At 61.9% G+C, this 25,692-nt stretch carries 26 protein-coding genes; 12 read left to right on the forward strand and 14 right to left on the reverse strand.

Annotated features, from left to right (window positions below; all coding sequences use genetic code 11):
* Window positions 1-121 precede the first annotated feature (121 nt).
* Window positions 122-775 carry a peroxiredoxin gene (locus DSM107133_RS01350; protein ID WP_114293019.1) on the forward strand — a complete coding sequence of 218 codons (654 nt, stop codon included), beginning with the start codon at window positions 122-124 and terminating at the stop codon, window positions 773-775.
* Here the strand turns inward: DSM107133_RS01350 and DSM107133_RS01355 are convergent.
* Both DSM107133_RS01355 and DSM107133_RS01360 read right to left on the reverse strand, forming a co-directional pair.
* Complete coding sequence (locus DSM107133_RS01355; RefSeq protein WP_114293020.1) at window positions 768-1,478, reverse strand: glycosyltransferase family 25 protein; 711 nt, start codon at window positions 1,476-1,478, stop codon at window positions 768-770. The genes DSM107133_RS01350 and DSM107133_RS01355 overlap by 8 nt on opposite strands.
* A 40-nt stretch (window positions 1,479-1,518) precedes the next feature.
* Window positions 1,519-1,977, reverse strand: coding sequence for an Lrp/AsnC family transcriptional regulator (locus DSM107133_RS01360; protein WP_114293021.1), 459 nt, complete (start codon window positions 1,975-1,977; stop codon window positions 1,519-1,521).
* A gap of 149 nt (window positions 1,978-2,126) precedes the next feature.
* On the opposite strand from DSM107133_RS01360, the gene DSM107133_RS01365 reads away from it, so the two are divergent.
* Window positions 2,127-3,242: an alkene reductase gene (locus tag DSM107133_RS01365; RefSeq protein ID WP_114293022.1), complete on the forward strand. Its 1,116-nt coding sequence runs from the start codon at window positions 2,127-2,129 to the stop codon at window positions 3,240-3,242.
* A 75-nt stretch (window positions 3,243-3,317) separates the two neighbouring features.
* Here the strand turns inward: DSM107133_RS01365 and pnp are convergent, their stop codons facing one another.
* From pnp to rbfA, 9 genes are all read right to left on the reverse strand, one after another.
* Window positions 3,318-5,450 carry a polyribonucleotide nucleotidyltransferase gene (gene pnp, locus DSM107133_RS01370; RefSeq protein ID WP_114293023.1) on the reverse strand — a complete coding sequence of 711 codons (2,133 nt, stop codon included), beginning with the start codon at window positions 5,448-5,450 and terminating at the stop codon, window positions 3,318-3,320.
* A 269-nt stretch (window positions 5,451-5,719) separates the two neighbouring features.
* Window positions 5,720-7,270: an alanine/glycine:cation symporter family protein gene (locus DSM107133_RS01375; RefSeq protein WP_114293024.1), complete on the reverse strand. Its 1,551-nt coding sequence runs from the start codon at window positions 7,268-7,270 to the stop codon at window positions 5,720-5,722.
* 11 nt (window positions 7,271-7,281) lie between these two features.
* A complete protein-coding gene (locus DSM107133_RS01380) occupies window positions 7,282-7,719 on the reverse strand; it encodes a universal stress protein (RefSeq protein WP_114293025.1) in 438 nt (145 codons plus the stop codon).
* A gap of 337 nt (window positions 7,720-8,056) precedes the next feature.
* Entirely contained in the window at window positions 8,057-8,326 is a 270-nt protein-coding gene (rpsO, locus tag DSM107133_RS01385; protein ID WP_114293026.1) for a 30S ribosomal protein S15, read from the reverse strand.
* 167 nt (window positions 8,327-8,493) lie between these two features.
* Window positions 8,494-9,501, reverse strand: coding sequence for a calcium-binding protein (locus DSM107133_RS01390; protein ID WP_240310483.1), 1,008 nt, complete (start codon window positions 9,499-9,501; stop codon window positions 8,494-8,496).
* Window positions 9,502-9,605: 104 nt separating this feature from the next.
* The gene (locus tag DSM107133_RS01395) at window positions 9,606-10,139 is read right to left on the reverse strand and encodes a DUF1643 domain-containing protein (protein WP_114293028.1); all 534 of its coding nucleotides are present in this window, start codon (window positions 10,137-10,139) and stop codon (window positions 9,606-9,608) included.
* A gap of 105 nt (window positions 10,140-10,244) precedes the next feature.
* Window positions 10,245-11,150, reverse strand: coding sequence for a tRNA pseudouridine(55) synthase TruB (gene truB, locus DSM107133_RS01400; protein WP_114293029.1), 906 nt, complete (start codon window positions 11,148-11,150; stop codon window positions 10,245-10,247).
* An 89-nt stretch (window positions 11,151-11,239) separates the two neighbouring features.
* A complete protein-coding gene (locus DSM107133_RS01405; RefSeq protein ID WP_114293030.1) occupies window positions 11,240-11,980 on the reverse strand; it encodes a phosphodiester glycosidase family protein in 741 nt (246 codons plus the stop codon).
* Complete coding sequence (rbfA, locus tag DSM107133_RS01410; protein WP_114293031.1) at window positions 11,980-12,375, reverse strand: 30S ribosome-binding factor RbfA; 396 nt, start codon at window positions 12,373-12,375, stop codon at window positions 11,980-11,982. Before rbfA ends, DSM107133_RS01405 begins: the two co-directional genes overlap by 1 nt.
* A gap of 89 nt (window positions 12,376-12,464) precedes the next feature.
* On the opposite strand from rbfA, the gene dapB reads away from it, so the two are divergent.
* Both dapB and DSM107133_RS01420 read left to right on the forward strand, forming a co-directional pair.
* Window positions 12,465-13,280, forward strand: a complete 816-nt coding sequence (gene dapB, locus DSM107133_RS01415; protein ID WP_114293032.1) for a 4-hydroxy-tetrahydrodipicolinate reductase — start codon at window positions 12,465-12,467, stop codon at window positions 13,278-13,280.
* Window positions 13,281-13,348: 68 nt separating this feature from the next.
* The gene (locus tag DSM107133_RS01420) at window positions 13,349-13,738 is read left to right on the forward strand and encodes a dihydrodipicolinate reductase (RefSeq protein WP_243253575.1); all 390 of its coding nucleotides are present in this window, start codon (window positions 13,349-13,351) and stop codon (window positions 13,736-13,738) included.
* 383 nt (window positions 13,739-14,121) lie between these two features.
* On the opposite strand, the gene DSM107133_RS01425 is transcribed toward DSM107133_RS01420, so the two are convergent.
* Window positions 14,122-14,736: a class I SAM-dependent methyltransferase gene (locus DSM107133_RS01425; protein ID WP_114293034.1), complete on the reverse strand. Its 615-nt coding sequence runs from the start codon at window positions 14,734-14,736 to the stop codon at window positions 14,122-14,124.
* Between the two features lie 92 nt (window positions 14,737-14,828).
* On the opposite strand from DSM107133_RS01425, the gene DSM107133_RS01430 reads away from it, so the two are divergent.
* Entirely contained in the window at window positions 14,829-15,722 is an 894-nt protein-coding gene (locus DSM107133_RS01430; RefSeq protein WP_114293109.1) for a LysR family transcriptional regulator, read from the forward strand.
* 48 nt (window positions 15,723-15,770) lie between these two features.
* On the opposite strand, the gene DSM107133_RS01435 is transcribed toward DSM107133_RS01430, so the two are convergent.
* Together DSM107133_RS01435 and DSM107133_RS01440 are read right to left on the reverse strand one after the other, a co-directional pair.
* Window positions 15,771-16,661, reverse strand: coding sequence for a serine hydrolase domain-containing protein (locus DSM107133_RS01435; protein WP_114293110.1), 891 nt, complete (start codon window positions 16,659-16,661; stop codon window positions 15,771-15,773).
* 70 nt (window positions 16,662-16,731) lie between these two features.
* A complete protein-coding gene (locus DSM107133_RS01440) occupies window positions 16,732-16,926 on the reverse strand; it encodes a DUF1674 domain-containing protein (protein ID WP_114293035.1) in 195 nt (64 codons plus the stop codon).
* 74 nt (window positions 16,927-17,000) lie between these two features.
* Between DSM107133_RS01440 and DSM107133_RS01445 the strand changes: the two genes are divergently transcribed.
* From DSM107133_RS01445 to DSM107133_RS01475, 7 genes are all read left to right on the forward strand, one after another.
* A complete protein-coding gene (locus tag DSM107133_RS01445; RefSeq protein ID WP_114293036.1) occupies window positions 17,001-18,317 on the forward strand; it encodes an RsmB/NOP family class I SAM-dependent RNA methyltransferase in 1,317 nt (438 codons plus the stop codon).
* Between the two features lie 100 nt (window positions 18,318-18,417).
* The gene (locus DSM107133_RS01450) at window positions 18,418-20,160 is read left to right on the forward strand and encodes a heparinase II/III family protein (protein WP_114293037.1); all 1,743 of its coding nucleotides are present in this window, start codon (window positions 18,418-18,420) and stop codon (window positions 20,158-20,160) included.
* A 24-nt stretch (window positions 20,161-20,184) separates the two neighbouring features.
* Window positions 20,185-21,774 (forward strand): bifunctional phosphoribosylaminoimidazolecarboxamide formyltransferase/IMP cyclohydrolase, encoded by a 1,590-nt coding sequence (gene purH / locus DSM107133_RS01455; protein WP_114293038.1) that lies wholly within the window; start codon window positions 20,185-20,187, stop codon window positions 21,772-21,774.
* 4 nt (window positions 21,775-21,778) lie between these two features.
* Window positions 21,779-22,249, forward strand: coding sequence for a signal peptidase II (gene lspA / locus DSM107133_RS01460; protein WP_114293039.1), 471 nt, complete (start codon window positions 21,779-21,781; stop codon window positions 22,247-22,249).
* Window positions 22,250-22,316: 67 nt separating this feature from the next.
* Window positions 22,317-22,841, forward strand: a complete 525-nt coding sequence (locus tag DSM107133_RS01465; RefSeq protein WP_114293040.1) for a DUF3035 domain-containing protein — start codon at window positions 22,317-22,319, stop codon at window positions 22,839-22,841.
* A gap of 81 nt (window positions 22,842-22,922) precedes the next feature.
* Complete coding sequence (locus tag DSM107133_RS01470; protein WP_114293041.1) at window positions 22,923-24,263, forward strand: pitrilysin family protein; 1,341 nt, start codon at window positions 22,923-22,925, stop codon at window positions 24,261-24,263.
* Window positions 24,260-25,579, forward strand: a complete 1,320-nt coding sequence (locus DSM107133_RS01475) for a pitrilysin family protein (RefSeq protein ID WP_114293042.1) — start codon at window positions 24,260-24,262, stop codon at window positions 25,577-25,579. Before DSM107133_RS01470 ends, DSM107133_RS01475 begins: the two co-directional genes overlap by 4 nt.
* Window positions 25,580-25,692: the final 113 nt, after the last annotated feature.

Raw genomic sequence — 25,692 nt, forward strand, 5'->3', positions numbered from 1 at the left:
ATTGCGGATCATGATTTGCGCGCACTGTGTCACCGGACCAAATGACACGCAAGTCAGGGGATGCAACGCGTCCAAAGCCACACTACATTGTGCAGTAGAATTCAAAATAGGAGGACCATTCATGTCCCTGCGCATCAACGATACGATTCCCGACCTGACCGTCGAAACCGACCAAGGCAGCTTTGGCCTGCATGACTGGATTGGTGAAAGCTGGGCCATCCTGTTTTCCCACCCCAAGGATTTCACCCCCGTCTGCACCACCGAATTCGGCGCAGTTGCACAATTGGCTGACGAATGGGCCAAGCGGGGCACCAAGGTGATCGGCGTCAGCGTCGATGGCGTGGAAGACCACAAGAAGTGGAAGGGTGATATCGAATCCTCTTCGGGTGCAAAGGCCGGCTTTCCGATTATCGCAGACAGCGGTCTTGAGGTGTCCAAAGCCTTTGACATGCTGCCGGCCGAAGCTTACCTGCCCGACGGTCGCACGCCCAACGACAGCGCCACCGTGCGCTCTGTGTTCATCATCGGCCCCGATAAGAAACTGAAGCTGTCGATGACCTATCCGATGACCGTGGGCCGCAACTTTGCCGAAGTGCTGCGTGCGCTGGACGCGTTGCAAACCTCGACAGGCCATGGCGTAGCCACACCCGCCAACTGGAACGTGGGCGATGACGTGATCATTCCGGCAACTGTGTCGAACGAAGATGCCAAAGCCCGTTTCGGTGAGTTTGAAACCGTTCTGCCTTATCTGCGCAAGGCCGCGCTGCCTAAGTAAACGAGACCTGCGGGCGCGCCGCGACGGCGCGGCGATACCGCCAGCGATTGATCTCCCGCATCAGCTTGCCGCTGGTGCGGGTTTTCTTCTGGATGGTCGATCCGCCCAGATCCGCCGTCAGTTCCCGCACGCCGTTGGGCAGGATGGTATGGACGCGCTGGCCATGAACCCAGTGCATTTGCAGGAACGTGTCTACAGGCCGGTCCAGCGTTTCGGTGGTCGCCAGCAAGCGTTGCGCCGCGTTGCGGCCCACCACCTGAAACACCGTTTGCAGGCCGATCACGCGGGGCAGCATAAGCGAGCAAGGGCCGTCGCGGGCCACCACCTGTGCGGGGGTCTCGCGGGTCTTGGCCGGAATGCGGATAAAGCTGTCGGCAGTGGCATGGGTGTTGACCAGCTTCTCCACATGCGGCCAATGTTCGGTGTCCAGCGCCAGATCATCCTCGGCAACCAGGGCATAGTCCCAGCCAGCGTCCACGATCCGTTGCCAACAGGTGCGGTGCGACAGGAAACAGCCGACTTCGCCCGCGCCGATGGGAAATGGGTAGCGTGGATGGTGGATGTCACCGCGCGCAGGCGTTACTCCCGCATCAGCCCCGCGCACGGCCTCGATCACTTGCGCATCGGGCAGGCGCTGGACCAACGTCGCGACGTTGGCGCGGCGCCGGGTGGCGCTGGACATATGGATAATCAGCGAATGCATGGCGGCATGGCTAATGTGAATGTCCGCCCCGCGCCAGCGGTCACAGCGGCAACTCGGTCGTCGATTTCAGTTCTTTTAGCACGAATGACGAATGTACCTCGCGCACATAGGGGCTGCGCAGCAGCGTGTTGGTCATGAAATGCTCATAGGCCTCGACATCTGCCACACGCACTTTCATCTGGTAATCGGCGGTGCCCGATGTGGCCAGACATTCAACCACTTCGGGATGGCCTGCGATCAACGCGGCAAAGCCCGAAACCGTGGCCTCGGCATGGTCGCGCAGGATGATGGTGGCCAGAACGGTCAGCTTGCAACCCGCATGCGACGGCGACAGCAACGCCACCCGGCGCAGGATGGCCCCCGACGCGTCGAATTCCTGAACCTTGCGCCAGACCGTGCTTTGCGCCATGCCGCAACGATCGGCAATTTGTGCCAGCGATTGACTGCAATCGCGTTGCAGTTCCCGTAATAGCGCTTTTTCCGTATTGGAATAATTCATTCTCAGCCCGTTCCGTGGATTTTCGTGCTTATACAAGAGCCCCTGTGCGAAAGGGAAGTCCCCGTTGTGCGCCGCCGAACGGAACTGCTCTTGTAAGGGGGCGTTGGGCTGCTGAGATATAAAAGACGTAATGAAAAGGAAATCCCGACATGGCTGATATCCCGGCACATGAACCACTGTTCAACACGGTTAATCTGGGCCGCGTCGCTGCCCCCAACCGCATTGTTATGGCCCCGCTGACGCGGTCCCGCTCGACGCCCGACGAAAACGCGCAGACCGATTTGCACGTGACCTATTACACCCAACGCGCCGGTGCCGGGCTGATCGTGACCGAGGCCACGCAAATCAGCACGGAAGGGCAGGGCTATGTCTGGACCCCCGGCATTTTCACCGACGCGCAAGTGAACGGCTGGAAGGCCGTGACCGACTCGGTTCATGCGGCGGGCGGGCATATCTTTTGTCAGCTGTGGCACGTCGGCGCGATCAGCCACAGCGTGTTTCACGACGGCGCTGCACCCGTGTCGTCAAGCGTATGGACCCCCAAAGGCGATGCCTTTGTCGGCGATCTGCACCCCGACGGCCCGATGGTGCCCCACCCCGAAGCACGCGCGCTGACGCTGGAGGAAATCCCGCGTCTGATCGAAGATTATCGCCATGCGGCCAAATGCGCCGACAAGGCGGGGTTTGACGGTGTCGAATTCCATGGTGCCAACGGGTATCTGATCGACCAGTTCCTGCGCACCTCCGTCAACACACGCGATGACAAATACGGCGGCTCGGTCGAGAACCGCGTGCGTCTGCTGGTCGAAGGTGTCGACGCGGTGATCGACGTTCTGGGCGCAGATCGTGTGGGCGTGCGCCTGTCGCCAGCGGGTGGTCCCGGCGGGTCGCATGACGAAAATCCGATGGAGACCTACGTCGCCGCCGCCAAGGCGCTGTCGGGCAAGGGGCTGGCCTATCTGCACGTCGTCCGCTCGGGGGAACCCGAGAATACCAAGATCGTAGATGCCATGCGCAAGGCGTTCGACGGTCCATTCATCGTCAACGGCGGCTTTGAACCCGCCGAGGCGGCGCAGTGGATCAACGAGGGCCGCGCGGATGCGGTGGCTTTTGGCCGGATGTATATCGCCAACCCCGATCTGACCAAACGCATTTCCAGGGATGGCCCGTATAACCAGCCAAACCCGGATACATTCTATGGCGGAGGGGCCAAAGGCTATACCGACTATCCCACCCTGAACGACACGGCCCAAGCCGCCGAGTAACACGAACCACAAATGAAAAAAGGCCCCGGTTTCGCTACCGGGGCCTTTTGGTATTTTCACAAAGAACGAAGCGCCTTATTCGGCGTCTTCTTCTTTCTTGATTTCTTCGCCGGTTTCCTGATCGACGACTTTCATCGACAGGCGCACCTTGCCACGGTCATCAAAGCCCAAAAGCTTCACTTTGACCTCCTGGCCTTCCTTCAGCACATCCGACGGATGGTTCAGGCGGCGGTTTTCGATCTGGCTGACGTGCACCAGACCATCGCGCTTGCCAAAGAAGTTCACGAAAGCGCCGAAATCGACGATTTTCACAACGGTCCCGGTGTAAACGGCACCTTCTTCCGGCTCGGCCACGATCGACCAGATCATGTCATAGGCTTTCTTGATCGCTTCGCCGTTGGGCGACGCAATCTTGATGATGCCGTCGTCGTTGATGTCGACCTTGGCGCCCGACACTTCGACGATTTCACGGATCACTTTACCGCCCGAACCGATGACTTCGCGGATTTTATCCGTAGGCACCTGCATGGTTTCGATGCGCGGTGCGTGCACCGAGAAGTCCGACGCGCCGGTCAGTGCTTTGTTCATCTCGCCCAGAATGTGCATCCGGCCCGCTTTGGCCTGAGCCAGCGCTTTTTCCATGATCTCGGGCGTGATGCCTGCGATCTTGATGTCCATTTGCAGCGAGGTGATCCCGTTTTCGGTGCCTGCCACTTTGAAATCCATGTCGCCCAGGTGGTCTTCGTCACCCAGGATGTCCGACAGGATCGCATATGATCCGTCTTCTTCCAGGATCAGACCCATCGCAACACCGGCCACGGCCGATTTCAGCGGAACGCCCGCGTCCATCATCGACAGCGAACCGCCGCAGACAGAGGCCATCGAGCTGGAGCCGTTCGATTCAGTGATCTCGGACACAACACGGATGGTATAGGGGAAGTCGGTGGATGCGGGCAGAACCGCCTGCAACGCACGCCATGCCAGCTTGCCGTGGCCGATCTCGCGGCGGCCCGGACCTGCGACACGACCCACTTCACCAACCGAATAGGGAGGGAAGTTGTAGTGCAGCAGGAAGTTGGATTTGAAGTTGCCGTGCAGCGCGTCGATGAATTGTTCGTCGTCGCCGGTGCCCAGCGTGGTCACGACCAGACCCTGTGTTTCACCACGGGTGAACAGAGCCGAACCGTGGGTCCGCGGCAAAAAGCCGGTTTCGCACACGATGTCGCGGATCTCGTCGGTTTGACGGCCGTCGATACGCTTGCCGGTTTTCACAACGTCACCGCGCAGGATGGACGCTTCCAGCTTTTTCAGAGCGGACCCAAGGTTCGCATCTTCTTTTTGCTCGTCCGACAGCGCGGCCATGATGGTCTCGCGGGCGGCGGCAACGGCTGTTGTACGCTCTTGCTTGTCGCTGATCGCAAAAGCGGCGCGCATCTCGGTCTCGCCTGCGGCTTTCACGGCTGCGGACAGCTCGGAATAATCGGCAGGTTGGAAATCGAACGGCTCTTTGGCCGCGCTTTCAGCCAGTTCGATAATCAGGTCGATGACCGGCTGGATCTGCTCGTGGGCGAATTTCACCGCACCCAGCATTTCGGCTTCCGACAGTTCGTAAGCTTCGGATTCAACCATCATCACGGCGTCTTTGGTGCCGGCAACAACCAGATCAAGACGTTGTTCGGGGTTCAGACGCAGGTCCTGCATGTCGTCGACTGTGGGGTTCAGGACGTAATCGCCACCTTCAAAGCCCACGCGGCAACCGGCGATCGGGCCCATGAAAGGCGCGCCCGAAATGGTCAGCGCGGCGCTTGCGGCGATCATCGCAACCATGTCCGGGTCGTTGACCAGGTCGTGCGACAGAACGGTACACATCACCAGAACTTCGTTTTTGAAGCCGGGGACGAACAGCGGGCGGATCGGACGGTCGATCAGACGCGCGGTCAGGGTTTCTTTCTCGGTGGGGCGGGCCTCACGTTTGAAAAAGCCGCCGGGCACTTTGCCCGCAGCATAGTATTTTTCCTGGTAGTGGACGGTCAGCGGGAAAAAGTCCTGACCGGGTTTTTGTTTCTTGGCAAAGGTTACGTTTGCCATGACCGAAGTCTCGCCCAGCGTGGCGATCACCGACCCGTCCGCCTGACGGGCCACTTTTCCGGTTTCCAGTGTCAGCGTTTCTTCGCCCCACTGCATTGATTTCGTCGTTACGTTAAACATCTACGTTCCTCAGGTTGGCCACATCGGCCATTTGCTTAGGGGCCGTATTGCCCCTGACTCCGGTATCTTCTTTTCGGGCGCTGGAGTCCGGGCGCCGATCTCAGATTGGCGGGGCATACAGTGTTTTGCCCTATATGGAAAGCCTTTGCTGCTATGGCGCAACGTGGCCTGTGCCGTCCAAAACGAAACAACCGCGCCCCGGATTGCAGGGCGCGGTTGCGGTGTTCACGGGGCAGACGGCAGGTGCGCCGTCTGCACGAGAACTGCGTTTAGTGGAACTTGGCAATCACGCCCGATTTCAGGCGGCTGGCATAAGAGTTCAACTCGGCCCGCACGATCCGCATCAGGAAGTACAGCGCAAAGATGTTGACCACCGCCATGGCAAAGATCGCCGCGTCCGAAAAGTCGATGACAGGGCCCAGGCTGGCCGCCGCACCGATCACGATGAACACGCAGAAGATCAGCTTGAAGGTCAGCTCGGATGTCTTGCCTTCGCCAAACAGATAGGTCCACGCCTTCAGCCCGTAATACGACCACGAGATCATGGTGGAGAAGGCGAACAGGATCACCGCAACCGCCAGAACATAGGGGAACCAGCTGATGCCCGACGCAAAGGCCGCCGATGTCAGCGCCACGCCGGTGTTGCCATCAACAGTGGCAATCGCCGTGCCCGCTTCGTTCAGCACGAACCGTCCCGTGTCCGGGTCTACGATCAACTGCTGCGAAATGGTGATGACCAGCGCGGTCATCGTACAGATCACAACGGTGTCGATCAGCGGTTCCAGCAGGGATACGAACCCTTCGGTAATCGGCTCTTTGGTGCGCACCGCCGAGTGGGCGATGGCCGCCGAACCGACGCCCGCCTCGTTCGAGAAAGCCGCACGTTTAAAGCCCTGGATCAACGCACCGACCAGACCGCCCGCAACGCCAAGCCCGCTAAAGGCCCCTTCGAAGATCTGGCCAAATGCCCAGCCGATCTTGTCATAGTTCACCGCCAGAATGATCAACGCCGCACCGACATAGAGGATGCCCATGAAGGGCACGATCTTTTCGGTGACATTGGCGATGGATTTGATACCACCCACGATCACGGCAAAAACGATGGCCGCAAAGATGATGCCGGTGATCCAGCCCGGATAATCCCCGACAATCCCCGAAATTTGTGCATGTGCCTGATTGGCCTGGAACATATTGCCCCCGCCAAACGCACCAAGGATACAAAAGATCGAGAACAGCACCGCCAGGATCTTGCCCCCCGGCAGGCCCAGTTCGTCGAAGCCTTTCGAGATATAGTACATCGGACCGCCCGAAACCGTACCATCGGGGTATTCGTTGCGGTATTTCACGCCCAAGGTACATTCGGTGAATTTGGACGCCATGCCCAGAAGGCCGGCAAGGATCATCCAGAACGTCGCGCCGGGGCCGCCAATGCCAACCGCCACGGCAACACCAGCGATGTTGCCCAGACCGACCGTGCCTGACAGCGCGGTGGCCAGCGCCTGAAAATGGCTGACCTCGCCCGCGTCATTCGGGTCGGAATAGTCGCCTTTGACCAGCGCGATGGCGTGACCGAAGAACCGGAACTGAACGAAACCGAAATACAGGGTGAAAACCGTGGCCGCGACCACCAGCCACATCACGATCCACGGGAAACTGGTGCCGGGGAATGGGGCGAAGATCAGGTTGACGAAGGGGCCGGTAAAGGCAGCAAAGGCCTCGTTCACTTTCGCGTCTAGGCTGTCGGCCTCTTGCGCCAAAGCCGGAACCGCAGAGGCCGACAGCGCCGCCAAAGACAGCGCCAGTTTGTGAAGAATGTTCATGATGTCTCTCCTTAGCTCACGACCGTCACAGGCACATTTGCACCCATAACCAGATTGGCGGTGGAGCTGCCGAAAATGCGCTTGCTCAACCCGGATTCGGTGGACCGTCCGACAATGATTTGCGCGGCGTTCTGTTTGGCCGCGGTCGAATCCAGCGTGTCTGCGACATTGCCGTGGCGCACCATGCCTTGCGCTTTGATGCCAGCCGCTTCCAGCCGCTCCAGCGCCGGCGTCACCACCCGTTCCATCGCGGTCGAGATTTCCTCTTCGCGACGTTTGTGCCGTTCCGCGTTTTCTTCAGGCGTCTGGAACGAATAGGGCGACCATTCGATCACATAAACGACCAGCAGTTCAGCGTCTCCGATCAGCTTTGCGAGGTTTTCGGCGAAGGTCAAAGCGCGGTCACCCGAACTTTTGCCGTCGAGCCCGATCAACAGTTTCGTCGTCATAAGGGCATCCTTCTGTCCCTGTGCCTGGCGATTTTCTTATTCGGAGGGGCCGGTCCACGTGATGTAGCCGATTTCGCGCCAGGGTTGTTGATTGCGGCCCCATGACACGGAATGATACTGCGCGAATGAAAGACAAAGGGACCAAATCCTGGTGCAATGGCAGGAAAACCGCCCAAGTTACGATGAAATTGCAACAAAACTGGACTGATTGACGCGGGTGGCCTGTGAATTGCTCATCTTGTGAATGCGCTTTCAGGAACGCAAAAACGCCCGCCGGTTAGGGCGGGCGTTCTGATCCGACGCGGCTCTTGAGCAGCGTCAGGATGAAATCTCAAACTTAGCGGCGGATGCCCAGACGTTTGATCAGGTCCTGATAGCGTGCTTCGTCTTTGCCCTTCAGGTAGTCCAGCAGCTTGCGGCGCAGGGCAACCATTTTCAGCAGACCACGACGACCGTGATTGTCTTTTTTGTGGGTCTTGAAGTGCTCTGTCAGGGTAGAGATGCGGCTTGTCAGGATGGCAACCTGCACTTCGGGCGAACCAGTGTCGCCTTCAGCAGTTGCGAATTCTTTCATGACGCGTTGCTTTTCTTCAGCAGTAATCGACATCGGGGTCTCCTTTTCAAAAGGTTAAGGTGATGGCGCAAGCCGGGATGTCGTCCAGCAGGGCCCATGGAGAAAGACGCAGTTGCACCAATGCGCAACGGCGATGGGGGCGTATAGGGGGATTCCCGCGCGAAGGCAAAGAATTATTCGCGCCGCAAATTTTGTCTGGGTCAAAGGCTGGCGATACCGCTGCCCTGTGCCGCGCTCAGCGGGATCAACGCGATGTCGCCCAGGGTCAGATCGCCGCCACCGCTGATGTTCGCCACAACCACGCCATCCATCGTGACATGCATGATGTCAGAATCATCCGGGTCAGGGTGCAGTGCGATGTCGGGCTCGGTCGCGGCATCGTCGTCATTCCAGACCAGCACAAGGCTGTCGTCGCCCGTGTTGAAATCCAGAATTTCAACCGAAAGCCCGTCCGCGACCCAATCGCCCGTCACGACCGTATCCGCCCCGTCACCCGCAGTGACAACGTCCTCGGCACCGGCCACGATCAGATCGTCGCCGCCGCCGCCATTCAGGAAATCCTTGTCGCTGCCGTCGGTGATTGCGCCGGTGTCTTCGTCGTGATTCAGTCCGATCACCACGTCATTGCCCCAGCCGCCAAACAGCGTGTCCGCGCCCGCTCCACCGTCCAGCGTGTCATCATCCAGCCCGCCATGCAGCGCGTCGTCGCCATCGTCGCCCATCAGCAGGTCATTGCCCTGTGATCCCTGAAGTGTGTCGTTGCCGTCGTCACCGATCAGGCTGTCGTCGTCATTGTGGCCGTACAAGACATCATCGTCGGACCCGCCATGCACCAGATCGCGTCCGGCACCGCCATGCAAAGTGTCGTCGCCCGCATCGCCGTCCAGCGTATCGTCGCCGTCCATGCCGTAAATGTCGTCGTCGCCGCTGCCGCCGTGAATGGTGTCGTCCCCCTCATAGCCGCCGATCTGGTCGTCGTCCTCGGTGCCGGTCATGGTTTCGGTGTCAGCGACCCCTGCGAGGATCGAAGCGGTTGCGGTTTCAAAAGCGTCGGTATCGTCAGGGCCAGATGCCGTCAGGTCGATGTCATCGCCAATGCGCGGTGCATTGTCTGGAACCGCTTGGTCCTCGGGCATATCCGCATCGGCATCATCGCCATGTGTGGACATGTCCACAAAGCTGACCGCGCCCACAGTCATCAAGCCCATCAATCCCGCCAACCACAACATCTGCGCCCAAACTCTCTATGGAAAATCCCTTGGAAATAAGGCCACAGATGGGGGTAAATTTCAAAGCCATTTCAAACCTATGGTTAACCGCGCGATAATGTCGGGGTGTCTGGATGCCAGGTTTCGGGTGCCTGGGAATAGGGCAGATACAGTGGATGGCGCGGATGTCCGGCTTTGGAAAGACCCAGATGAAACAACGGTTTCCCCACGCCGTCCAGCAGCCGCGCCACGGCCGCTCCTCGTTCCAGATGCGCCCCGTGCGTGCCCCATGCGGCAATCACCGCATCGGCCCAACCGGCGGCCTGTGCAATCGCGGCATCATTCTGCGGCCCGACCGGATCCGCAGCGGCCCGCATCTTGCGCGGGTCGGTGTCCCGCCAGGCAAAGATGTTGGTCACGCAAAACCCGCCATAGCCCAGCGTGCGCGCCCGCCGCTCGCAACGCTCGACCGTGGGGTCGTTCTGAACCTCGGTCGCGGTTGACGGGTTCAGCATGACAAAGGTCACCCGCGTGGCGCTGTCATCCCAAACCCGCGTCAGGCTATAGCGATACCGCTCGCAGTCCGAATAAACCGCCGTCGACGGCGCGTCGCCCTTGGTATGTGTGCGTGTAATCATGCCGCCGTTATGGTGCCCTGGCGGGTTGAAGGTCAATCAACCGGCCCGGCTTCTCTGGTTCAAAAAATCCCCGCCGGAGGCTCCTGCCCCTAGCGACCTGCGCCGTCAGTGGTTGAACACACGCGCCGGATGCACCTCGCCCGCCTTATAGCGGCCCACAGCCACGGCCTTGCCTTCGAAAGACACCCAGACCTCGTCGCCATATTCCACGTCCGACGGCAGCACCATGCCGGGATTGCCATTGCGCAAGCGCACTGCACCCTCGGCGGTGGCTTTCAGTTCCGGCAGATCGGCCAGCCCTTCCTCGACCGGGCGCAGATGGGCGTCCAGCGCGGGGTCGTGCGCCATCGCCTCGACCTGCTCCATGGTCAGCCCATCAGCAGCATCAAACGGCCCCGACCAGATGCGGCGCAGTTCGCGCACATGGCCGAAACACCCCAGCGCCGCACCCAGATCGCGCGCGATCGACCGCACATAGCCGCCCTTGCCACAGGTCATTTCCAGCGTCACATGATCCGCATCGGGGCGGCCCACCATCAGCAGCTCCTCGACCCACAGGGGCCGCGCCGCAATCTCCATTTCCTCGCCGTCGCGGGCCCGCTTGTAGGCGCGCTGCCCGTCGATCTTGACCGCCGAGAACTGCGGCGGCACCTGCATGATGTCGCCCACGAATGTGCCCAGCGCATCCTTGATCTGGTCGTCAGTCGGGCGCATGTCCGATTGCGCGATCACTTCGCCCTCGGCGTCGTCGGTGTTGGTGGCCTGACCCAGCCGCACGGTGAATGTATACGCCTTGAGCGCGTCGGTGATGTAGGGGACCGTCTTGGTCGCCTCGCCCAGCGCAATCGCCAGCACGCCGGTGGCGTCAGGGTCCAGCGTGCCCGCATGGCCGGCCTTCTTGGCATTCAGCGCCCAGCGCACCTTGTTCACCACGGTGGTCGATGTCGGGCCTGCGGGCTTGTCGATGACCAGCCAGCCGGAAATGTCGCGTCCTTTGGATCTGCGGCCCATGGTGCCCCCTTGGTCTGTCGTGTCGGATCAACGTGAAAATCAGAGCGTGCGGCCTAGCCGAGCGCGTCTGTGCTGTCAATTCGTGACGCTTACGGCGCTTTGCGCGCCACGGTGCCGATGATTGGCCCCAAACGGCGGCCCGGATCGTGCCGCCCCAGATCGGGGGCATACAGCCGCGACACGTTGCCATCGAAATACAGCGCTTGCGGCAGGTTCAGCACATCGCGAAAGAAACTGCCGAATTCGTAAAAGGTGACAAGGCCGTTGGAAATCACGAATTGCGCTATGTGCCCGTCCGCCGTGGTGCCAACCCCGTTGCGCACATAGCGCGAGGTGGCATCAACCAGAAAGCGCGGGTGCAACTCACCGTCGATCACCAGCATGGGGCCGGATTGCGACGCATCGGTGCAGGCCGGTTTCTCGCGCGCGAAACGCAAGGTCTCGATCACATCGGCCCGCCCGTCGCGCAAACACAGCACACCGTTGGGCAACAGGCCAAAGTTGCCCGGTCCGGCGGATGTCACCAGCCCCATCTCTTGGTGGCCGTCTTCCAGATACAGGCCCACGGGCGCGCGGTCTTCGTGGTACATGCCCGCATTCATCGCGAAACCCAGCGTCTTGCCATCTGCGCCCAGGGCCTGATTGATCGCGTTGAACCCGCCATAAACCTTGTCGTTGTCATCGCGCAGGAACAGGTGCAGCTTTTCCTGCGTCAGATCGACCGTGCACACCGTATAGGAGTTGCCCAGATGGCTGCGGTTTTCGCAGGTTGTCGCCCAGACCGGCCCGCAGGCCAGCCAGACCAACGCACCGATCAGTGCCGCGCGCATCAGGTGTCGGTGTCCCGACGCACCGCATCCTGCGCAAGCATCCGGCGGGTGTCGTCCATCTGGTCAAATGTCTGATCCAGCTGGAACCGCAGATCGGGCGCAAACTTCAGCGCCAGCTTTTTGCCGACGACATGCCGCAGCTCGCCCTTGTTGCGGGCCAGCAGCTTCAGCACCTCGTCTTTTCCTTCACCACCCAAGGGCAGCACATAGGCCGTTGCGATTCTCAGGTCGGGCGAGGTACGCACCTCGCCCACGGTGATCGACATGCGGTTCAGATCGGGGTCGTGCACGTCACCGCGTGCCAGCACCTCGGACAAGGTGCGGCGGATCAATTCACCAACCCGAAGTTGACGCTGGGACGGACCGGCTCCGTCAGGGGACTTGTTCTTTGCCATATACCCCATCTAGGACAGCCCAGACACTTTGCCAAGCGGCACCGCACAGGCTAGACCTGCGACAAACCGCTTATTCAGGGAATACGACCATGGCCGACACGATAGGAATTGCCGTCACCGGAGCTTCTGGCCGCATGGGCCAGATGCTGATCCGCACCATTGCCGAAACGGATGGTGTGCATCTGGCCGCCGCCATTGAACGTGCGGGCCACGACTGGGTCGGGCAGGATGTGGGGCAGGCGATGGGCGGCGCGGCCAGCGGTGTGGTTGCGACGGATGACGCGGCCAAAGCCATTGCGGCGGCGCAGGTGGTGATTGATTTCACCGCCCCCGAAGCGACTTTGGCGTTTTCGGCCCTGTGCGCCGACGCAGGTGTGGCCCATGTCATCGGCACCACGGGCATGACCGACGCCCAGATTGCGGCGCTGGAACCGGCCTCGAAAAACTGCGCCATCGTGCGCGCGGGCAATATGAGCCTGGGGGTCAACCTGCTGGTGCAGCTGACCAAACGCGTGGCCGCGGCCCTGGACGAAGATTTCGACATCGAAGTGATCGAAGCGCACCACCACCACAAGGTCGACGCGCCATCCGGCACCGCGCTGATGCTGGGCGAGGCCGCCGCCGCAGGCCGTGGCGTGGTGCTGAACGATGTGCGCGACAGCGGGCGCGACGGCATCACCGGCGCACGCAAACGCGGCGACATCGGCTTTAGCGCGATTCGCGGCGGCGATATTGTGGGCGAACATGACGTGATGTTCGCAGGCGCCGGCGAGCGTATCGTGCTGCGCCACATGGCGACCGACCGCGTTCTGTTTGCCCGTGGCGCGATTCGGGCCGCGAAGTGGGCGCAGGACAAGGCACCGGGGGCCTACGACATGATGGACGTTCTGGGGCTGAACGACTGAGGCCTGCGGGTCTGACGCCGACATTTCGGAATTTTTGAACCAAACGGCGATGGCGTCCGTATCTCTTGGTGTACCCGAATGCAGCCGAGAGTTCAGCGATGCCCTCCAAACTCAGTATCAGTGCGATCTTCGCGGCGTTGAGTGTTGCGCTGCCTGTCTGGGCAGAGTCAAACGTGGTGACCTCGCAGACCGATTTCGTCAAGCTGGTCAGCGGCAAGACCCTGACCCGTCCGCTGGTCAGGATCGAAGTGCGCCCCGATGGCAGCATCGCGGGCAAAGGTGCGGCCTGGGACGTGACCGGCACATGGAAATGGCAGGGCAGCTATTTTTGCCGCGACCTGTACTGGGGCGGCGATGCGCTGGGTTACAATTGTCAGGAGGTCCGGGTCGAACCCGGACGCATCCGTTTCACCTCGGACAAGGGGCAGGGCGACAGCGCGGCGTTTCGCCTGAACTAGGGTCCAGACCGGCCCTTCGGCACAGTCGACGCCAAAGTCTCGTGGGCGGGACAGAGCCGCACTTCACCAAAGCCCGGAATCAAGGTGCGTAGCACCGCCGGGCAGCGCCCGACCGCCCCATGGGCGGGCGCTTCCTCACCGTGTTTCACCTATTCTCCCCCACGCCAAAGACGAGACATAAAGTGGCACTAACCAACGTCCCGATGCCCACCCGCGGTCAGGCACTGCCCTGTGTGGGTAGATCATTCAGGGCTCATTCCAGCCGTTCGCTACATTTTTCACGAATGACCGCTTGGCCCCCGTCCGGTCCTTCGGACATAGCTACGCGCTATGGGGCAGCGGTGTGACCCAAAAGTCGGCGCGCTTGGCATCTGACACCGGAGCTAGACCTTTGTGGCAACGACACAACGGCTGAACCCCTTGCCGTGCGTTTCGGCCACCTCGATCCGAAACCCCGCCTGTGCGATGGCCTGTTCCAGATGGGCGGCGTTGAAATTGCCCACATAGGGCGCTTTGCCAATGCGTTGCATCACCCAGATCAGTGGCGGCAAAAACATGCTGCCATCGCGCAGACAGGCCGATTTGCTGATGAACCGGCCACCGGGGCGTAGCAACCCATGCACGGTCCGCAAGGTTTGCGGCAGGTCGGGCACCAGATGCAGCAGGTTGAACGCCAGCACGACGTCAAAGGGGGCTTCGCCCGCAAGTGCGGCATCGCCGGGGATGCCAGTGGCAAATCGCAGATTGGCGGGCGCGGGTTTCGTCTGTGCCACCGCGATCATGCCCTCGGCGATGTCCGTGGCCAGCAGGCTTTTCACGTCCCCCGCCAGTTTCAACGCCGTGGTGCCCGTACCACAGCCGATTTCCAGCGCCTTGGCATCGGGTGGCAGAAACGCACGGGTGCGCGCAAGCGTGTGTTCATAGGTTGCCAAGTCACTGATGGGCGACTTGGCGTATTTCGGGGCGGCTTTGGTCCAAAAGGCGGCAGAGCTGGGCATGGTCGGTCTTTCTGTTCAGGTTGACGCAGAGCTAGCGGGGCGCTGCTTAAAAAGAAATTGCCTGAATCCGTACTTTGATTATGCATAAATGCATGGATAAGAACATCGACTGGACACAGGCGCGCGGATTTCTGGCGACGGCGGAACACGGGTCGCTGTCGGCGGGCGCACGGGCGCTGGGGCTGACACAACCGACTTTGGGGCGGCAGGTCGCGGCACTTGAGGCGGCGCTGGGCGTGGTGTTGTTCGAGCGCGTCGGCCGTTCGCTGGTGCTGACCCCTGCGGGGCAGGACATGCTGGCCCATGTGCGCAGGATGGGCGCGGCGGCGGATGCGTTGGCTATGGCCGCCGCGGGCCGCGCCGATAATCTGGAGGGGCGCGTCAGCATCACTGCAAGCGATGCGATGTCCGCCTATTGGTTGCCCGCCGTTCTGGCCGACCTGCGCAAGACCGCCCCCGGCATCATAGTCGACGTGATCGCCAGCAACGCGGTGCGCGACCTGCAACGTCGCGAGGCGGACATTGCCATTCGTCATGTGGCCCCGAAACAGCCCGAGCTGATCGCCCGCAAGCTGCCAGATGTGCCAGCATATTTGTACGCATCTCGCGATTATCTGTACAAGAACGGCACCCCGCAAACGCTGGCCGATTTCCAGCGCCTCGACTTCATCGGCTTTGACGCGGATGCGGCGGGGGTCGATGTGCTGAACCGGCACGGCCTGCCGGTGACAGCGGCGATGATACGGGCGACCTCGGCCAGCGGTGTCGCGGTCTGGGAAATGGTGCGTCAGGGGTTGGGCGTGACGGTCATGGTCGAAACCGTGGCCCGCAACACGCCGGACGTGGTGCGGATCATGCCGCAGATCGCGCCCGTGATGGTGTCCACATGGCTGACCGTTCACCGCGAAGTGCAGACGAATCGCCGGATCAGGCTGGTCTATGATCTGCTGGCCGCGGCGCTGGAGGCGGATGTTCGGCAGATGTGACCGGACAAGACGGATTTGCGGAACCCGATCAGCAGGCCCCTCTGCCGGTCATTGACTTGTGGCCAGCCTCATGTTTGCAAATTCGGCAACACCCTCGGCGGTTCCCTCGGTGAACGAAGCGACAGTGACAGGGTCACTGACGTCTGGAAAATGATAGACCGCATTCACGCAGAACGGTCCGCCACCAGAGTGTCCGACAGCCTTGCCCGCCTGTTTCATTGCGCCAGACATCAGGCCAAGCGCATATCCGCATTCTGTCCATGGGCGGTCAGGAAGAGCACCGCCAAGGTATTTTGCATCCAACATTTCGCGCAAGATCGCGGGCTGCAACAGTCGACCCGCCAAAAGCGCGTGCAGCAGCCGCGCGGCGTCGGGGGCGTTTCCGATCAGACAGCCATGGTAGACCCACTTTGGATCGTATCCGGTCGCCGCCTGCCAATGCACCCGCTGAAACTGTTCACGTGTTTCTGCAAGCTCGATACTGGTCAGCCCCAACGGCTTGCACACCATATCGGCAATGACCTCACGAAATGGCATTTCCAAGGTCGCTTCGATCAACTCGACCACGAACATGTAACCGATGTTGGAATATGACCAGCCCTGTGCTGGCGCGAACAACATGCCATTGGCAAGCGCCACATCAATTAGCCTGTCGCGGGTCCATGGCGTTTCCCCAGCCGCGACGGCCGCATGATATTCAGGAAATTGCCCATAGTCCCCCAAGCCTGAAGTATGCCCAAGCAACTGTCGAAGCGTGTAAGGCGTGCCTGTCAGCGTGGCGTCCAGATCAAGCCTGCCGCTTTCGACCAACTTCAAGGCGCAGATCGAGATAACGGTTTTGGTAAAGCTCCAATAGGGAAAGCAAGCATCGGCAGAACCGCAGAACCCTTCGCGGCCAGAGGCGGTGATCCAATAGGAATGAACTGTTTGGGCGGTCATTTCCGAAGTGCCTGCCATTCCCTTTAACAGTGTCACTGCGAGGTCAAAGTCGGCATTCGCCGCACGCGCCTCAGAAATCTATCGCCAGACCCTTCTTCTCCCAATCGCCATAGCGCACAGGCTCCAGCCCGTTGATCCGCCCGCCGTGTTCGGTGGGCAGGTCCAGTGGTTCGGCAGCCTTGCGGCGGGCTTCGGCCTCGGCCAAGGCGCGCCGGGCGGCGGGGGGCAAATCGGTGGGCAGGTCGGATTTCGGTTCGTCTGTCATCGTATGGGTGCTTTCCCTGTCTCACCCCTTGATATACGCCCCTTGGGGAACAGAACAACCCGCGAGGGCGCGATATGGCAGACAAGAGCACACCAGAAGCGGGCAAACCGCAGACGAGCAAACCGCAGTCGGGCATTCCCGCACGGCGCAGTGCCATCTGGCTGCTGGACCAGATTCAGGAAGACGGCCGCCTGATGGCCGAACTGATCGGCGCGGGACAGTTGGACCGGCTGGACGCACCCGACCGTGCCCGCGCGCAGCGGCTGGCCACGGATACGCTGCGCGGGCTGGAACGCGCGGACCGCGTGCTAAAGAAACACCTGAACAAGGTGCCGCCGCTGACAGTGCTGAACGCGCTGCGGCTGGGCGCGGTCGAGCTGTGCAACGGCGGTGCGGCGCATGGGGTGGTGAATGATCTGGTGCAGATCATCAGCCGCCACAAACGCTATGGCCACCTCAAGGGGCTGGTGAACGCGGTCCTGCGCAAGGTGGCCGACACCGGCCCCGCGCAATGGGAGGCCCTGCGGGTGCCGCGTCTGCCGAAATGGCTGCGTGGTCCGTTGGCAGAGGCTTGGGGCAACGAGGCGATGCTGGCAATGGAGGCCGCGCATTTCGCGGGCGCGCCGCTGGATCTGAGCGTGAAGGGTGATGCCGAGGCCGTTGCGAAAGCCGTTGGTGGCACAGTTCTGCCAACCGGATCGGTGCGCGTGGCGGATGCCGGGCAGGTGTCGGCTCTGGCAGGGTTCGAGGCCGGCGACTGGTGGGTGCAGGATGCCGCTGCCGCCATTCCCGCGCGGTTGTTGCAGGCGCAATCCGGCACCCGCGTGCTGGACCTGTGCGCGGCTCCGGGCGGCAAGACGCTGCAACTGGCTGCAACCGGCGCTGATGTGACGGCGGTGGATATTTCCGAAAGCCGTCTGGGCCGCTTGCGCGAAAACCTGACACGCACGGGGCTGAAAGCGACGGTGCAGGCTGGCGATGTGCTGGAGTTGCAAGGCAGCTGGCCCGCGATCCTGCTGGATGCGCCCTGTTCCGCCACGGGCACGATCCGGCGGCACCCCGACTTGCCCCATGCCAAGGACGGCAGCGAATTCGGCGGGCTGATCGACCTGCAAGCGCAGATGATCGACCACGCCTGGGGGCTGCTCGAAGCGGGCGGGCGCATGGTCTATTGCACATGCAGCCTGTTGCCGGACGAGGGCGAGGTGCAGGTGATCGAGGCGCTGGAACGGCATGGCGATATGGCCGTGGATCGCGCTGCGCTGGAGGTGGCGGGCATCGACACGGGCTGGATCACCGAAGAGGGCGGATTGCGATTGCGGCCCGACTATTGGGCCGACCTTGGCGGGATGGACGGATTTTACATCGCGGTGCTGCGCAAAGAACGGTGACTTGACCCATCATACGGGTTATCATCTGCTGCAAGCGCCATCAGAGCGCACCGCCACAGTGCACGAGGCAGCGAGACAGACCCCATGACGGGATACACACATGTCTGAACCCATCGGGTTCACCGCGCGAAAAGCGCGCTTTCTCAACCGGCTGCATGCACGGTTGGCGACGCGCGCGCGGGCGGCGACGGCATTTGTGTCTTCTCCCGAACCCAAGACCATCGGCAGCTATGCCCGTGGGCGGCAATTGTCGGCGGGCAACTACCTGTTTGCGGGCCACTTGATTGCGGCACCCGATGTCGGATTGTGGGATCTGACGGTGCCGGACGCGGCATTTTCCGATGAATTGCACGGTTTTGCGTGGCTGGACGATCTGGCCGCAGTCGGAGACATCACGACGCGCGAAGCGGCGCAGCGGTGGCTGTGGGGCTGGATCGACCGCTTTGGTCGCGGATCGGGCGCGGGCTGGACACCGGATCTGACAGGACGGCGGCTGATCCGGTGGATCAACCATGCGCTGTTTGTTCTGCGCGGGCAGGACAAGGCGCTGGGGGATGCGTTCTATCTGTCGCTGGCCCAGCAAACGCGGTTCTTGTCGAAACGCTGGCAATCCGCCGCCCCCGGCCTGCCGCGTTTCGAAGCCTTGACGGGGTTGATTTATGCGGGGCTGTCGCTGGAAGGCATGGAGGTGCTGGCGGAACCCGCGATCAAGGCGCTGGCGCGTGAATGCGCGCTTCAGATCGACGATCAGGGCGGCCTGCCCACCCGCAATCCCGAAGAACTGCTGGATGTGTTCACCCTGCTGACATGGGCCGCTGCCACGCTGAGCGAGGCAGGGCGCGAAGCCCCCGCCGCCCATCTGGACGCCATCGAACGCGTGGCCCCGACCTTGCGCACCTTGCGCCATTCCGACGGCGCGCTGGCGCGGTTCCATGGCGGCGGACGCGGGCAAGAAGGCTGGCTGGATCACGCATTGGCCGCCAGCGGTATCAAGACACGGCAACCGGACGGGCTGTCGATGGGCTATGCACGGCTGAGCGCGGGGCGCACCAGCGTGATCGTGGATGCCAGCCCGCCCGCCAGTGGCAAGGCCAGCCGCAATGCCCATGCCTCGACGCTGGCCTTCGAGCTGACCTCGGGGCGGCGACCGTTGATCGTGAACTGCGGTCCCGGCGGATCGTTCGGTGCGGAATGGCGGCGGGCGGGGCGCGCAACGCCCTCGCACAGCACACTGGTTCTGGACGGTTATTCCAGCGCACGGCTGGGCGATGCCGACAGTTCGGGGCCGACAGAGATGCTGGTGGACACGCCGCAGTCGGTGCCCATCGAAATGAGCCAGGTCAACGACGGCATCCGCTTTCAGGGCGGCCATGACGGTTTCGTCAGCACCCACGGCCTGACCCATGCGCGCACGCTCGAGCTGACCTTTGACGGGCGCGGCATGGCGGGCGAGGATATGTTGCTGGCGCTGGATGACACCGACAAGCGCCGGTTTGATCGCGCGCTGGACGCCAGCAAGTTGCAAGGCGTGCCCTTTGCCATCCGGTTTCATTTGCATCCCGAGGTCGACGCGACCCTTGATTTGGGTGGTGCTGCCATCTCGATGGCGCTGAAAAGCGGTGAAATCTGGGTTTTCCGGCATGATGGAAATTTTGATTTGGCCCTTGATCCAAGCGTTTACCTGGAAAAAGGCCGATTAAAGCCACGTGCGACACAACAGATCGTTCTCAAGGGGCGCGCAATGCAGTATGCCACGCGCATTCGCTGGTCCTTGTCCAAGGCGCAGGAGACTGCCATTGGCATCAGGGACCTGTCCCGAGATGAACTTGATTTGGCCGATTAGGCCGCAAAAAGGCTGCTGAACACCATGACCACCGACCTCTATCCCGTGCGCCGCGCGCTGATTTCCGTATCTGACAAGACCGGCCTAGTGCCATTCGGTCAGGCCCTGGCCGCGCGGGGGGTCGAATTGCTGAGCACCGGCGGCACCGCGGCGGCGCTGCGGGCGGCTGGTCTGGAGGTCAAGGACGTGGCGGATGTCACCGGCTATCCCGAGATGATGGACGGGCGGGTCAAGACTTTACACCCTGTGGTGCACGGCGGTCTGCTGGCCCTGCGTGACAATGCCGACCACCGCGCGGCGATGGACGCCCACAACATCGGTGCGATTGATCTGGTGGTGGTCAACCTCTACCCCTTCGAGGAAGCCGTCGCCAAGGGCGCGGCCTATGACGAGGTGATCGAGAACATCGACATCGGCGGCCCTGCGATGATCCGCTCTGCGGCCAAGAACCACGGGTTTGTGAACATCGTGGTGGATGTCGAGGATTATGACGTGGTGCTGGCCGAGCTTGAGGCCAACGACGGTCAGACCACCTATGCCCTGCGGCAGCGTCTGGCACAGACGGCTTACGGGCGCACGGCGGCCTATGACACCGCCGTCAGCACATGGATGGCGGCGCAAGTCGGTGGCACACCCCGCCGCCGCAGCTTTGCAGGGACGCTGGCGCAGGGTCTGCGCTACGGCGAGAACCCGCATCAGGGTGCGGCGTTCTACACCGATGGCAGCGCGCGCCCCGGTGTCGCCACCGCCAAGCAGCATCAGGGCAAGGAACTGTCCTATAACAACATCAACGACACCGACGCGGCGTTCGAGCTGGTCAGCGAGTTTGATCCGGCCCAAGGCCCCGCCTGCGCCATCATCAAACACGCCAACCCCTGCGGCGTGTCGCGTGGGGCCACGTTGAAAGAGGCCTACAACCGTGCGTTCGACTGTGACCGCACCAGCGCGTTTGGGGGCATCATCGCCCTGAACCAGCCGCTGGACGCCGACACGGCGCGCGAGATCACCGGAATCTTTACCGAAGTTGTGATCGCGCCCGGTGCCAGCGCCGAGGCCATGGATATTTTCAGCCAAAAGAAAAACCTGCGTTTGCTGACCACCGACGGTCTGGCACCCGCTGACGCCGCCGCATTGGCCGTGCGTCAGGTGGCAGGCGGATTTCTGGTGCAGGACAAGGACATCGGCCGGATCACCCGCGAAGATCTGAAAGTGGTGACCAAACGCGCGCCCTCCGAGCAGGAGCTGAACGACCTGCTGTTTGCATGGACCGTTGCGAAACACGTCAAATCCAACGCCATCATCTACGTCAAGGACGGCGCGACCGTGGGCGTCGGTGCCGGCCAGATGAGCCGCGTGGACAGCACGCGCATCGCCGCGCGCAAGGCGCAGGACATGGCCGAGGCGCTGGGTCTGTCCCAGCCGCTGACGCAAGGGTCCGTGGTTGCCTCTGACGCGTTCTTTCCCTTTGCCGACGGTCTGATCACCGCTGCCGAAGCCGGCGCCACGGCGATCATCCAGCCCGGTGGTTCGATGCGCGATGACGAAGTGATCGCGGCAGCGGACGAGGCGGGTCTGGCGATGGTGTTGACTGGCATGCGCCACTTCCGGCACTAAGCGGATGCGTCTGATTGCCATATGGGCGCTGGTCGCCCTGGTGCTGGATCAGGCCAGCAAATATGCCGTGGTGCACGGCATGGAACTGGCGCGGGTGCGCGCGATTGACGTGCTGCCGCCACTGCTGAACTTTCGCTATGGCGAGAACCGGGGCATCAACTTTGGCCTGATGAACGGTGATGGCGATCTGGCGCGTTGGGCGTTGATTGTCATCGCGCTGCTGATCTGTAGTGCCGTTCTGTGGTGGCTGCGCGGCGCGCAGCAGCGCCCCATCGTGTTTGTCAGCGCCGGCCTGCTGATTGGCGGCGCGCTGGGCAATGTTGTTGACCGTCTGATCTATGGCTATGTTCTGGATTTTCTGAACATGTCATGCTGTACCATCAATAACCCGTTTGTGTTCAATGTCGGCGATATCTTTATTTTTGCTGGCGCAATCGGCCTGGTGATTTTCGCGCAGGACAAAAAGCGGGCGTGACATTGCCCCGCCTGCTGCGATAAGTCAGTGGGCAAGGGCCTGTTTGGGCAATTGGTGGGAGACGGCGATGCGCCTGATACGCGGACTGATGGCATTGACGGTGACGCTGGCTTTGGGCGCTTGCGCCAACACGGGTTTGCGCGATCTGCGTGGCACCTCGGACGGGCCGGATGAATTTATCGTGACGCCGTCCAAGCCGCTGCAAGAGCCTGAAAGCTATTCGGCGCTGCCCAGCCCGACCCCGGGGCAGGCGAACCTTGTCGATCTGCGCCCGCTTGACGAAAGCGTGGACAAACTGGGGGGCCGCCGTGGGTCGCCTACGGCTGCCATTCCCGCCAGCGACGGCGCGGTTGTCAACCACGCCAGCCGCTTTGGCCGCACCGCCGATATCCGCGCGACACTGGCCGCCGAGGATGAAGCGTTCCGCAAACGTCGGGGCCGCCTGACGCAATATCGCATCGTGCCGGTCGACCGCTACAACCAGGCCTACAAGCGTCAGGCGATTGATGCGGGCAAAGTGGCCAGAGCCTATCGCCGTGCGGGCGTACCAACCCCATCATCCCCCCCGATCAACACCGGTTTCCGCAACTAGGTCACAAAGGCGGCACCACGCTTGAACCTGGCGGTTGCATGACCATCTGACTTTGTATCAGCGACCGACATAGGATTCCGCATGACCCATTTGCGCGCCGTACTGGCATTGATCGCAGCCCTGTTGCCAATGGCAGCCTTGGCAGCAAACGAAAACGTCACCACATTCGAATTGGACAATGGCATGCAGGTCGTGGTGGTCGAAGACCATCGCGCTCCGGTTGTCACACAGATGGTCTGGTACAAGGCCGGATCGGCAGACGAGCCCAAGGGATCGTCAGGCGTGGCGCATTTCCTGGAACACCTGCTGTTCAAGGCCACCGACAACATGGAAGCCGGAGAGCTTTCTGCGACGGTCGCGGCCAATGGCGGGCGTGACAACGCCTTTACCAGCTATGATTACACCGCTTATTACCAGCGCGTCGCCTCGGACCGGCTGGGTCTGATGATGAAGATGGAAGCGGACCGGATGGAAAACCTGCGTCTGACCCCCGAAAACATCGAAACAGAACGCGATGTGATCATCGAAGAACGCAACATGCGCACCGAGAACAATCCGCGTGCCCTGTTTGGCGAGCAGATGAACGCGGCGCAATACCTGAACCACCGCTACGGGGTTCCGGTGATCGGCTGGATGCACGAGATGCAGACGCTGGATCTGGAGGATGCGCTGAGCTTTTACGACATCTATTATTCGCCCAATAACGCGATCCTTGTGGTGGCGGGCGATGTGGACCCTGCCGAGGTCAAGACCTTGGCCGAAACCTATTACGGGGTGATCCCGGCCGAGCCGGACCTGCCCGAACGTTTCCGCACCGAAGAGCCGCCGCAAACCGCTGCACGCCGGGTGATCTTTCGCGATCCGCGCGTGGCACAGCCCTATGTGAACCGGTCCTATCTGGCCCCTGAACGGGACGCGGGTGACCAGAAAGACGCGGCAGCGCTGACCATCCTTGCCGAGATCCTCGGAGGCGGCACCACGTCCTATCTGGCGGAAAAGCTGCAATTCGACACGCAGGTGGCGGTCTATTCGGGCGCCTTCTACAGCGGCGTTTCGCTGGATGACACGACCTTTGACCTGATCGTGGTGCCCGGCCCGGATGTCAGCTTGCAACAGGCCGAGGATGCGATGGACGCGGCGCTGGCCAGCTTCATGAAGGACGGCGTGGATGCCGAGCAGTTGGAGCGGATCAAGCTGCAATTGCGGGCGCAGCAGATCTATGCCCGCGATGACGCCGACGGCGTGGCGAACCGCTATGGCGCGGCGCTGGCCTCGGGGTTGACGGTGGCGGATGTGCAGGACTGGCCCGATGTGCTGCAGGCGGTGACGGCTGACGACATCATGGCCGTGGCGAAAAAGGTGCTGCGCATCGAAGGATCGGTCACCGGATGGCTGGCGAAACCCGTGGAGGCAGGCCAATGAGATATATCCTTGCATTGATGATGACCGTGGTGCTGGCGCTGCCGGCCCGCGCCGAGGTCGAGATCACCGAAGTTGTCAGCCCCGGCGGGATCACTGCATGGCTGGTGCAGGAACCGTCGATTCCGTTCACGGCAATGGAACTGCGGTTTCGCGGCGGTGCCTCGCTGGATGCGCCCGGCAAACGGGGGGCAACCAACCTGATGACGGGGCTGCTGGAAGAAGGGGCGGGCGACATGGATGCCCGCGCCTTTGCCCGTGCGCTGGAAGGTCTGGCCGCGTCGTTCAGCTATGACGTTGGCGACGACGCGCTGGCCGTGTCGGCGCGCTTTCTGACCGAGAACCGTGATCAGGCGGTCGATCTTCTGCGGGCCTCGTTGCTTGAGCCGAGCTTTGCGCCGGACGCGGTCGAGCGCGTGCGCCAGCAGGTATTGACCGGGCTTGCCTCGGACGACAAGGACCCCGACGAATTGGCCAGCCGTGAGTTCGACAAGCTGGCCTATGGCGATCACCCCTATGCAACGCCCTATCGTGGCACGATCGAGAGTGTTTCGGCCCTGACGCGCGATGATCTGGTGGCGGCGCAGCACGCGGTGCTGGCCAAGGACCGGATGTATGTCGGAGTGGTGGGCGACATCACCCCCGAAGAGCTGGGGCCGCTGCTGGACCACCTGCTGGGCGATCTGCCCGACACAGGTGCGCCAGAACCGCAGATGGCGGATGTGGACATTCCGGCGGGCGTGACCGTTATCGACTTTGACACGCCGCAATCCGTGGCGCTGTTTGGCCAGCGCGGCATGGCGCAGGACGATCCCGATTTCTTTGCGGCCACCGTGTTGAACCAGATCCTTGGCGGCGGGTCGTTTGAAAGCCGGCTGATGACCGAGGTGCGTGAAAAGCGCGGGCTGACCTACGGGGTGTATTCCTATCTGGTTCCGCGCGATTTCGCTGCTGTTTACATGGGGCGCGTGGCTTCGGCCAACGACCGGATTGCCGAGGCGATTTCGGTGATCCGCGAAGAGTGGGCCAAGGCCGCCTCGGAAGGGGTGACGGAGGACGAGCTGCGCGACGCCAAGACCTTTTTGACCGGGGCCTATCCGTTGCGTTTTGACGGCAATGCGCCGATTGCGCGGATCATGGTGGGGATGCAGATGCTGGGCCTGCCGATCGACTATATTGCCACACGCAACGAAAAGGTCGAAGCGGTCACCCTGGCGGATGTGAAACGGGTCGCGGGCGAATTGCTGGACCCGGACGGGTTGCAGTTTGTCGTTGTGGGCAAGCCTGTCGGGCTGGAAACCGGCCCGCTGCCTGAGTGATACCCGCGCAGTGATCGGAAAATGAGACCCTGACGGGTCATGCGATGTTTGCGCCCGCCTTTGGCGGGCGCTTCTTGTTGAGGCTCTGCCTCAAACTCCGGGATATTTCAGGC

The organism is Pseudosulfitobacter sp. DSM 107133 (assembly GCF_022788695.1).
Classification (GTDB): domain Bacteria; phylum Pseudomonadota; class Alphaproteobacteria; order Rhodobacterales; family Rhodobacteraceae; genus Pseudosulfitobacter.

Excerpts from the sequence above, each read along its gene's own strand:
- truB (WP_114293029.1), bottom strand. The coding sequence starts at position 11,150 with ATGGGCCGCAGATCCAAAGGACGCGACATTTCCGGCTGGCTGGTCATC.
- DSM107133_RS01380 (WP_114293025.1), bottom strand. The coding sequence starts at position 7,719 with ATGACGACGAAACTGTTGATCGGGCTCGACGGCAAAAGTTCGGGTGAC.
- DSM107133_RS01435 (WP_114293110.1), bottom strand. The coding sequence starts at position 16,661 with ATGACCGCCCAAACAGTTCATTCCTATTGGATCACCGCCTCTGGCCGC.
- DSM107133_RS01425 (WP_114293034.1), bottom strand. The coding sequence starts at position 14,736 with ATGCCCAGCTCTGCCGCCTTTTGGACCAAAGCCGCCCCGAAATACGCC.
- dapB (WP_114293032.1), top strand. The coding sequence starts at position 12,465 with ATGGCCGACACGATAGGAATTGCCGTCACCGGAGCTTCTGGCCGCATG.
- DSM107133_RS01475 (WP_114293042.1), top strand. The coding sequence starts at position 24,260 with ATGAGATATATCCTTGCATTGATGATGACCGTGGTGCTGGCGCTGCCG.
- DSM107133_RS01395 (WP_114293028.1), bottom strand. The coding sequence starts at position 10,139 with ATGATTACACGCACACATACCAAGGGCGACGCGCCGTCGACGGCGGTT.
- rpsO (WP_114293026.1), bottom strand. The coding sequence starts at position 8,326 with ATGTCGATTACTGCTGAAGAAAAGCAACGCGTCATGAAAGAATTCGCA.
- DSM107133_RS01355 (WP_114293020.1), bottom strand. The coding sequence starts at position 1,478 with ATGCATTCGCTGATTATCCATATGTCCAGCGCCACCCGGCGCCGCGCC.
- DSM107133_RS01450 (WP_114293037.1), top strand. The coding sequence starts at position 18,418 with ATGTCTGAACCCATCGGGTTCACCGCGCGAAAAGCGCGCTTTCTCAAC.
- DSM107133_RS01445 (WP_114293036.1), top strand. The coding sequence starts at position 17,001 with ATGGCAGACAAGAGCACACCAGAAGCGGGCAAACCGCAGACGAGCAAA.
- purH (WP_114293038.1), top strand. The coding sequence starts at position 20,185 with ATGACCACCGACCTCTATCCCGTGCGCCGCGCGCTGATTTCCGTATCT.
- lspA (WP_114293039.1), top strand. The coding sequence starts at position 21,779 with ATGCGTCTGATTGCCATATGGGCGCTGGTCGCCCTGGTGCTGGATCAG.
- DSM107133_RS01350 (WP_114293019.1), top strand. The coding sequence starts at position 122 with ATGTCCCTGCGCATCAACGATACGATTCCCGACCTGACCGTCGAAACC.
- DSM107133_RS01390 (WP_240310483.1), bottom strand. The coding sequence starts at position 9,501 with ATGGGCTTGATGACTGTGGGCGCGGTCAGCTTTGTGGACATGTCCACA.
- DSM107133_RS01470 (WP_114293041.1), top strand. The coding sequence starts at position 22,923 with ATGACCCATTTGCGCGCCGTACTGGCATTGATCGCAGCCCTGTTGCCA.
- DSM107133_RS01465 (WP_114293040.1), top strand. The coding sequence starts at position 22,317 with ATGCGCCTGATACGCGGACTGATGGCATTGACGGTGACGCTGGCTTTG.
- rbfA (WP_114293031.1), bottom strand. The coding sequence starts at position 12,375 with ATGGCAAAGAACAAGTCCCCTGACGGAGCCGGTCCGTCCCAGCGTCAA.
- DSM107133_RS01365 (WP_114293022.1), top strand. The coding sequence starts at position 2,127 with ATGGCTGATATCCCGGCACATGAACCACTGTTCAACACGGTTAATCTG.
- pnp (WP_114293023.1), bottom strand. The coding sequence starts at position 5,450 with ATGTTTAACGTAACGACGAAATCAATGCAGTGGGGCGAAGAAACGCTG.
- DSM107133_RS01430 (WP_114293109.1), top strand. The coding sequence starts at position 14,829 with ATGGATAAGAACATCGACTGGACACAGGCGCGCGGATTTCTGGCGACG.
- DSM107133_RS01440 (WP_114293035.1), bottom strand. The coding sequence starts at position 16,926 with ATGACAGACGAACCGAAATCCGACCTGCCCACCGATTTGCCCCCCGCC.
- DSM107133_RS01360 (WP_114293021.1), bottom strand. The coding sequence starts at position 1,977 with ATGAATTATTCCAATACGGAAAAAGCGCTATTACGGGAACTGCAACGC.
- DSM107133_RS01405 (WP_114293030.1), bottom strand. The coding sequence starts at position 11,980 with ATGCGCGCGGCACTGATCGGTGCGTTGGTCTGGCTGGCCTGCGGGCCG.
- DSM107133_RS01375 (WP_114293024.1), bottom strand. The coding sequence starts at position 7,270 with ATGAACATTCTTCACAAACTGGCGCTGTCTTTGGCGGCGCTGTCGGCC.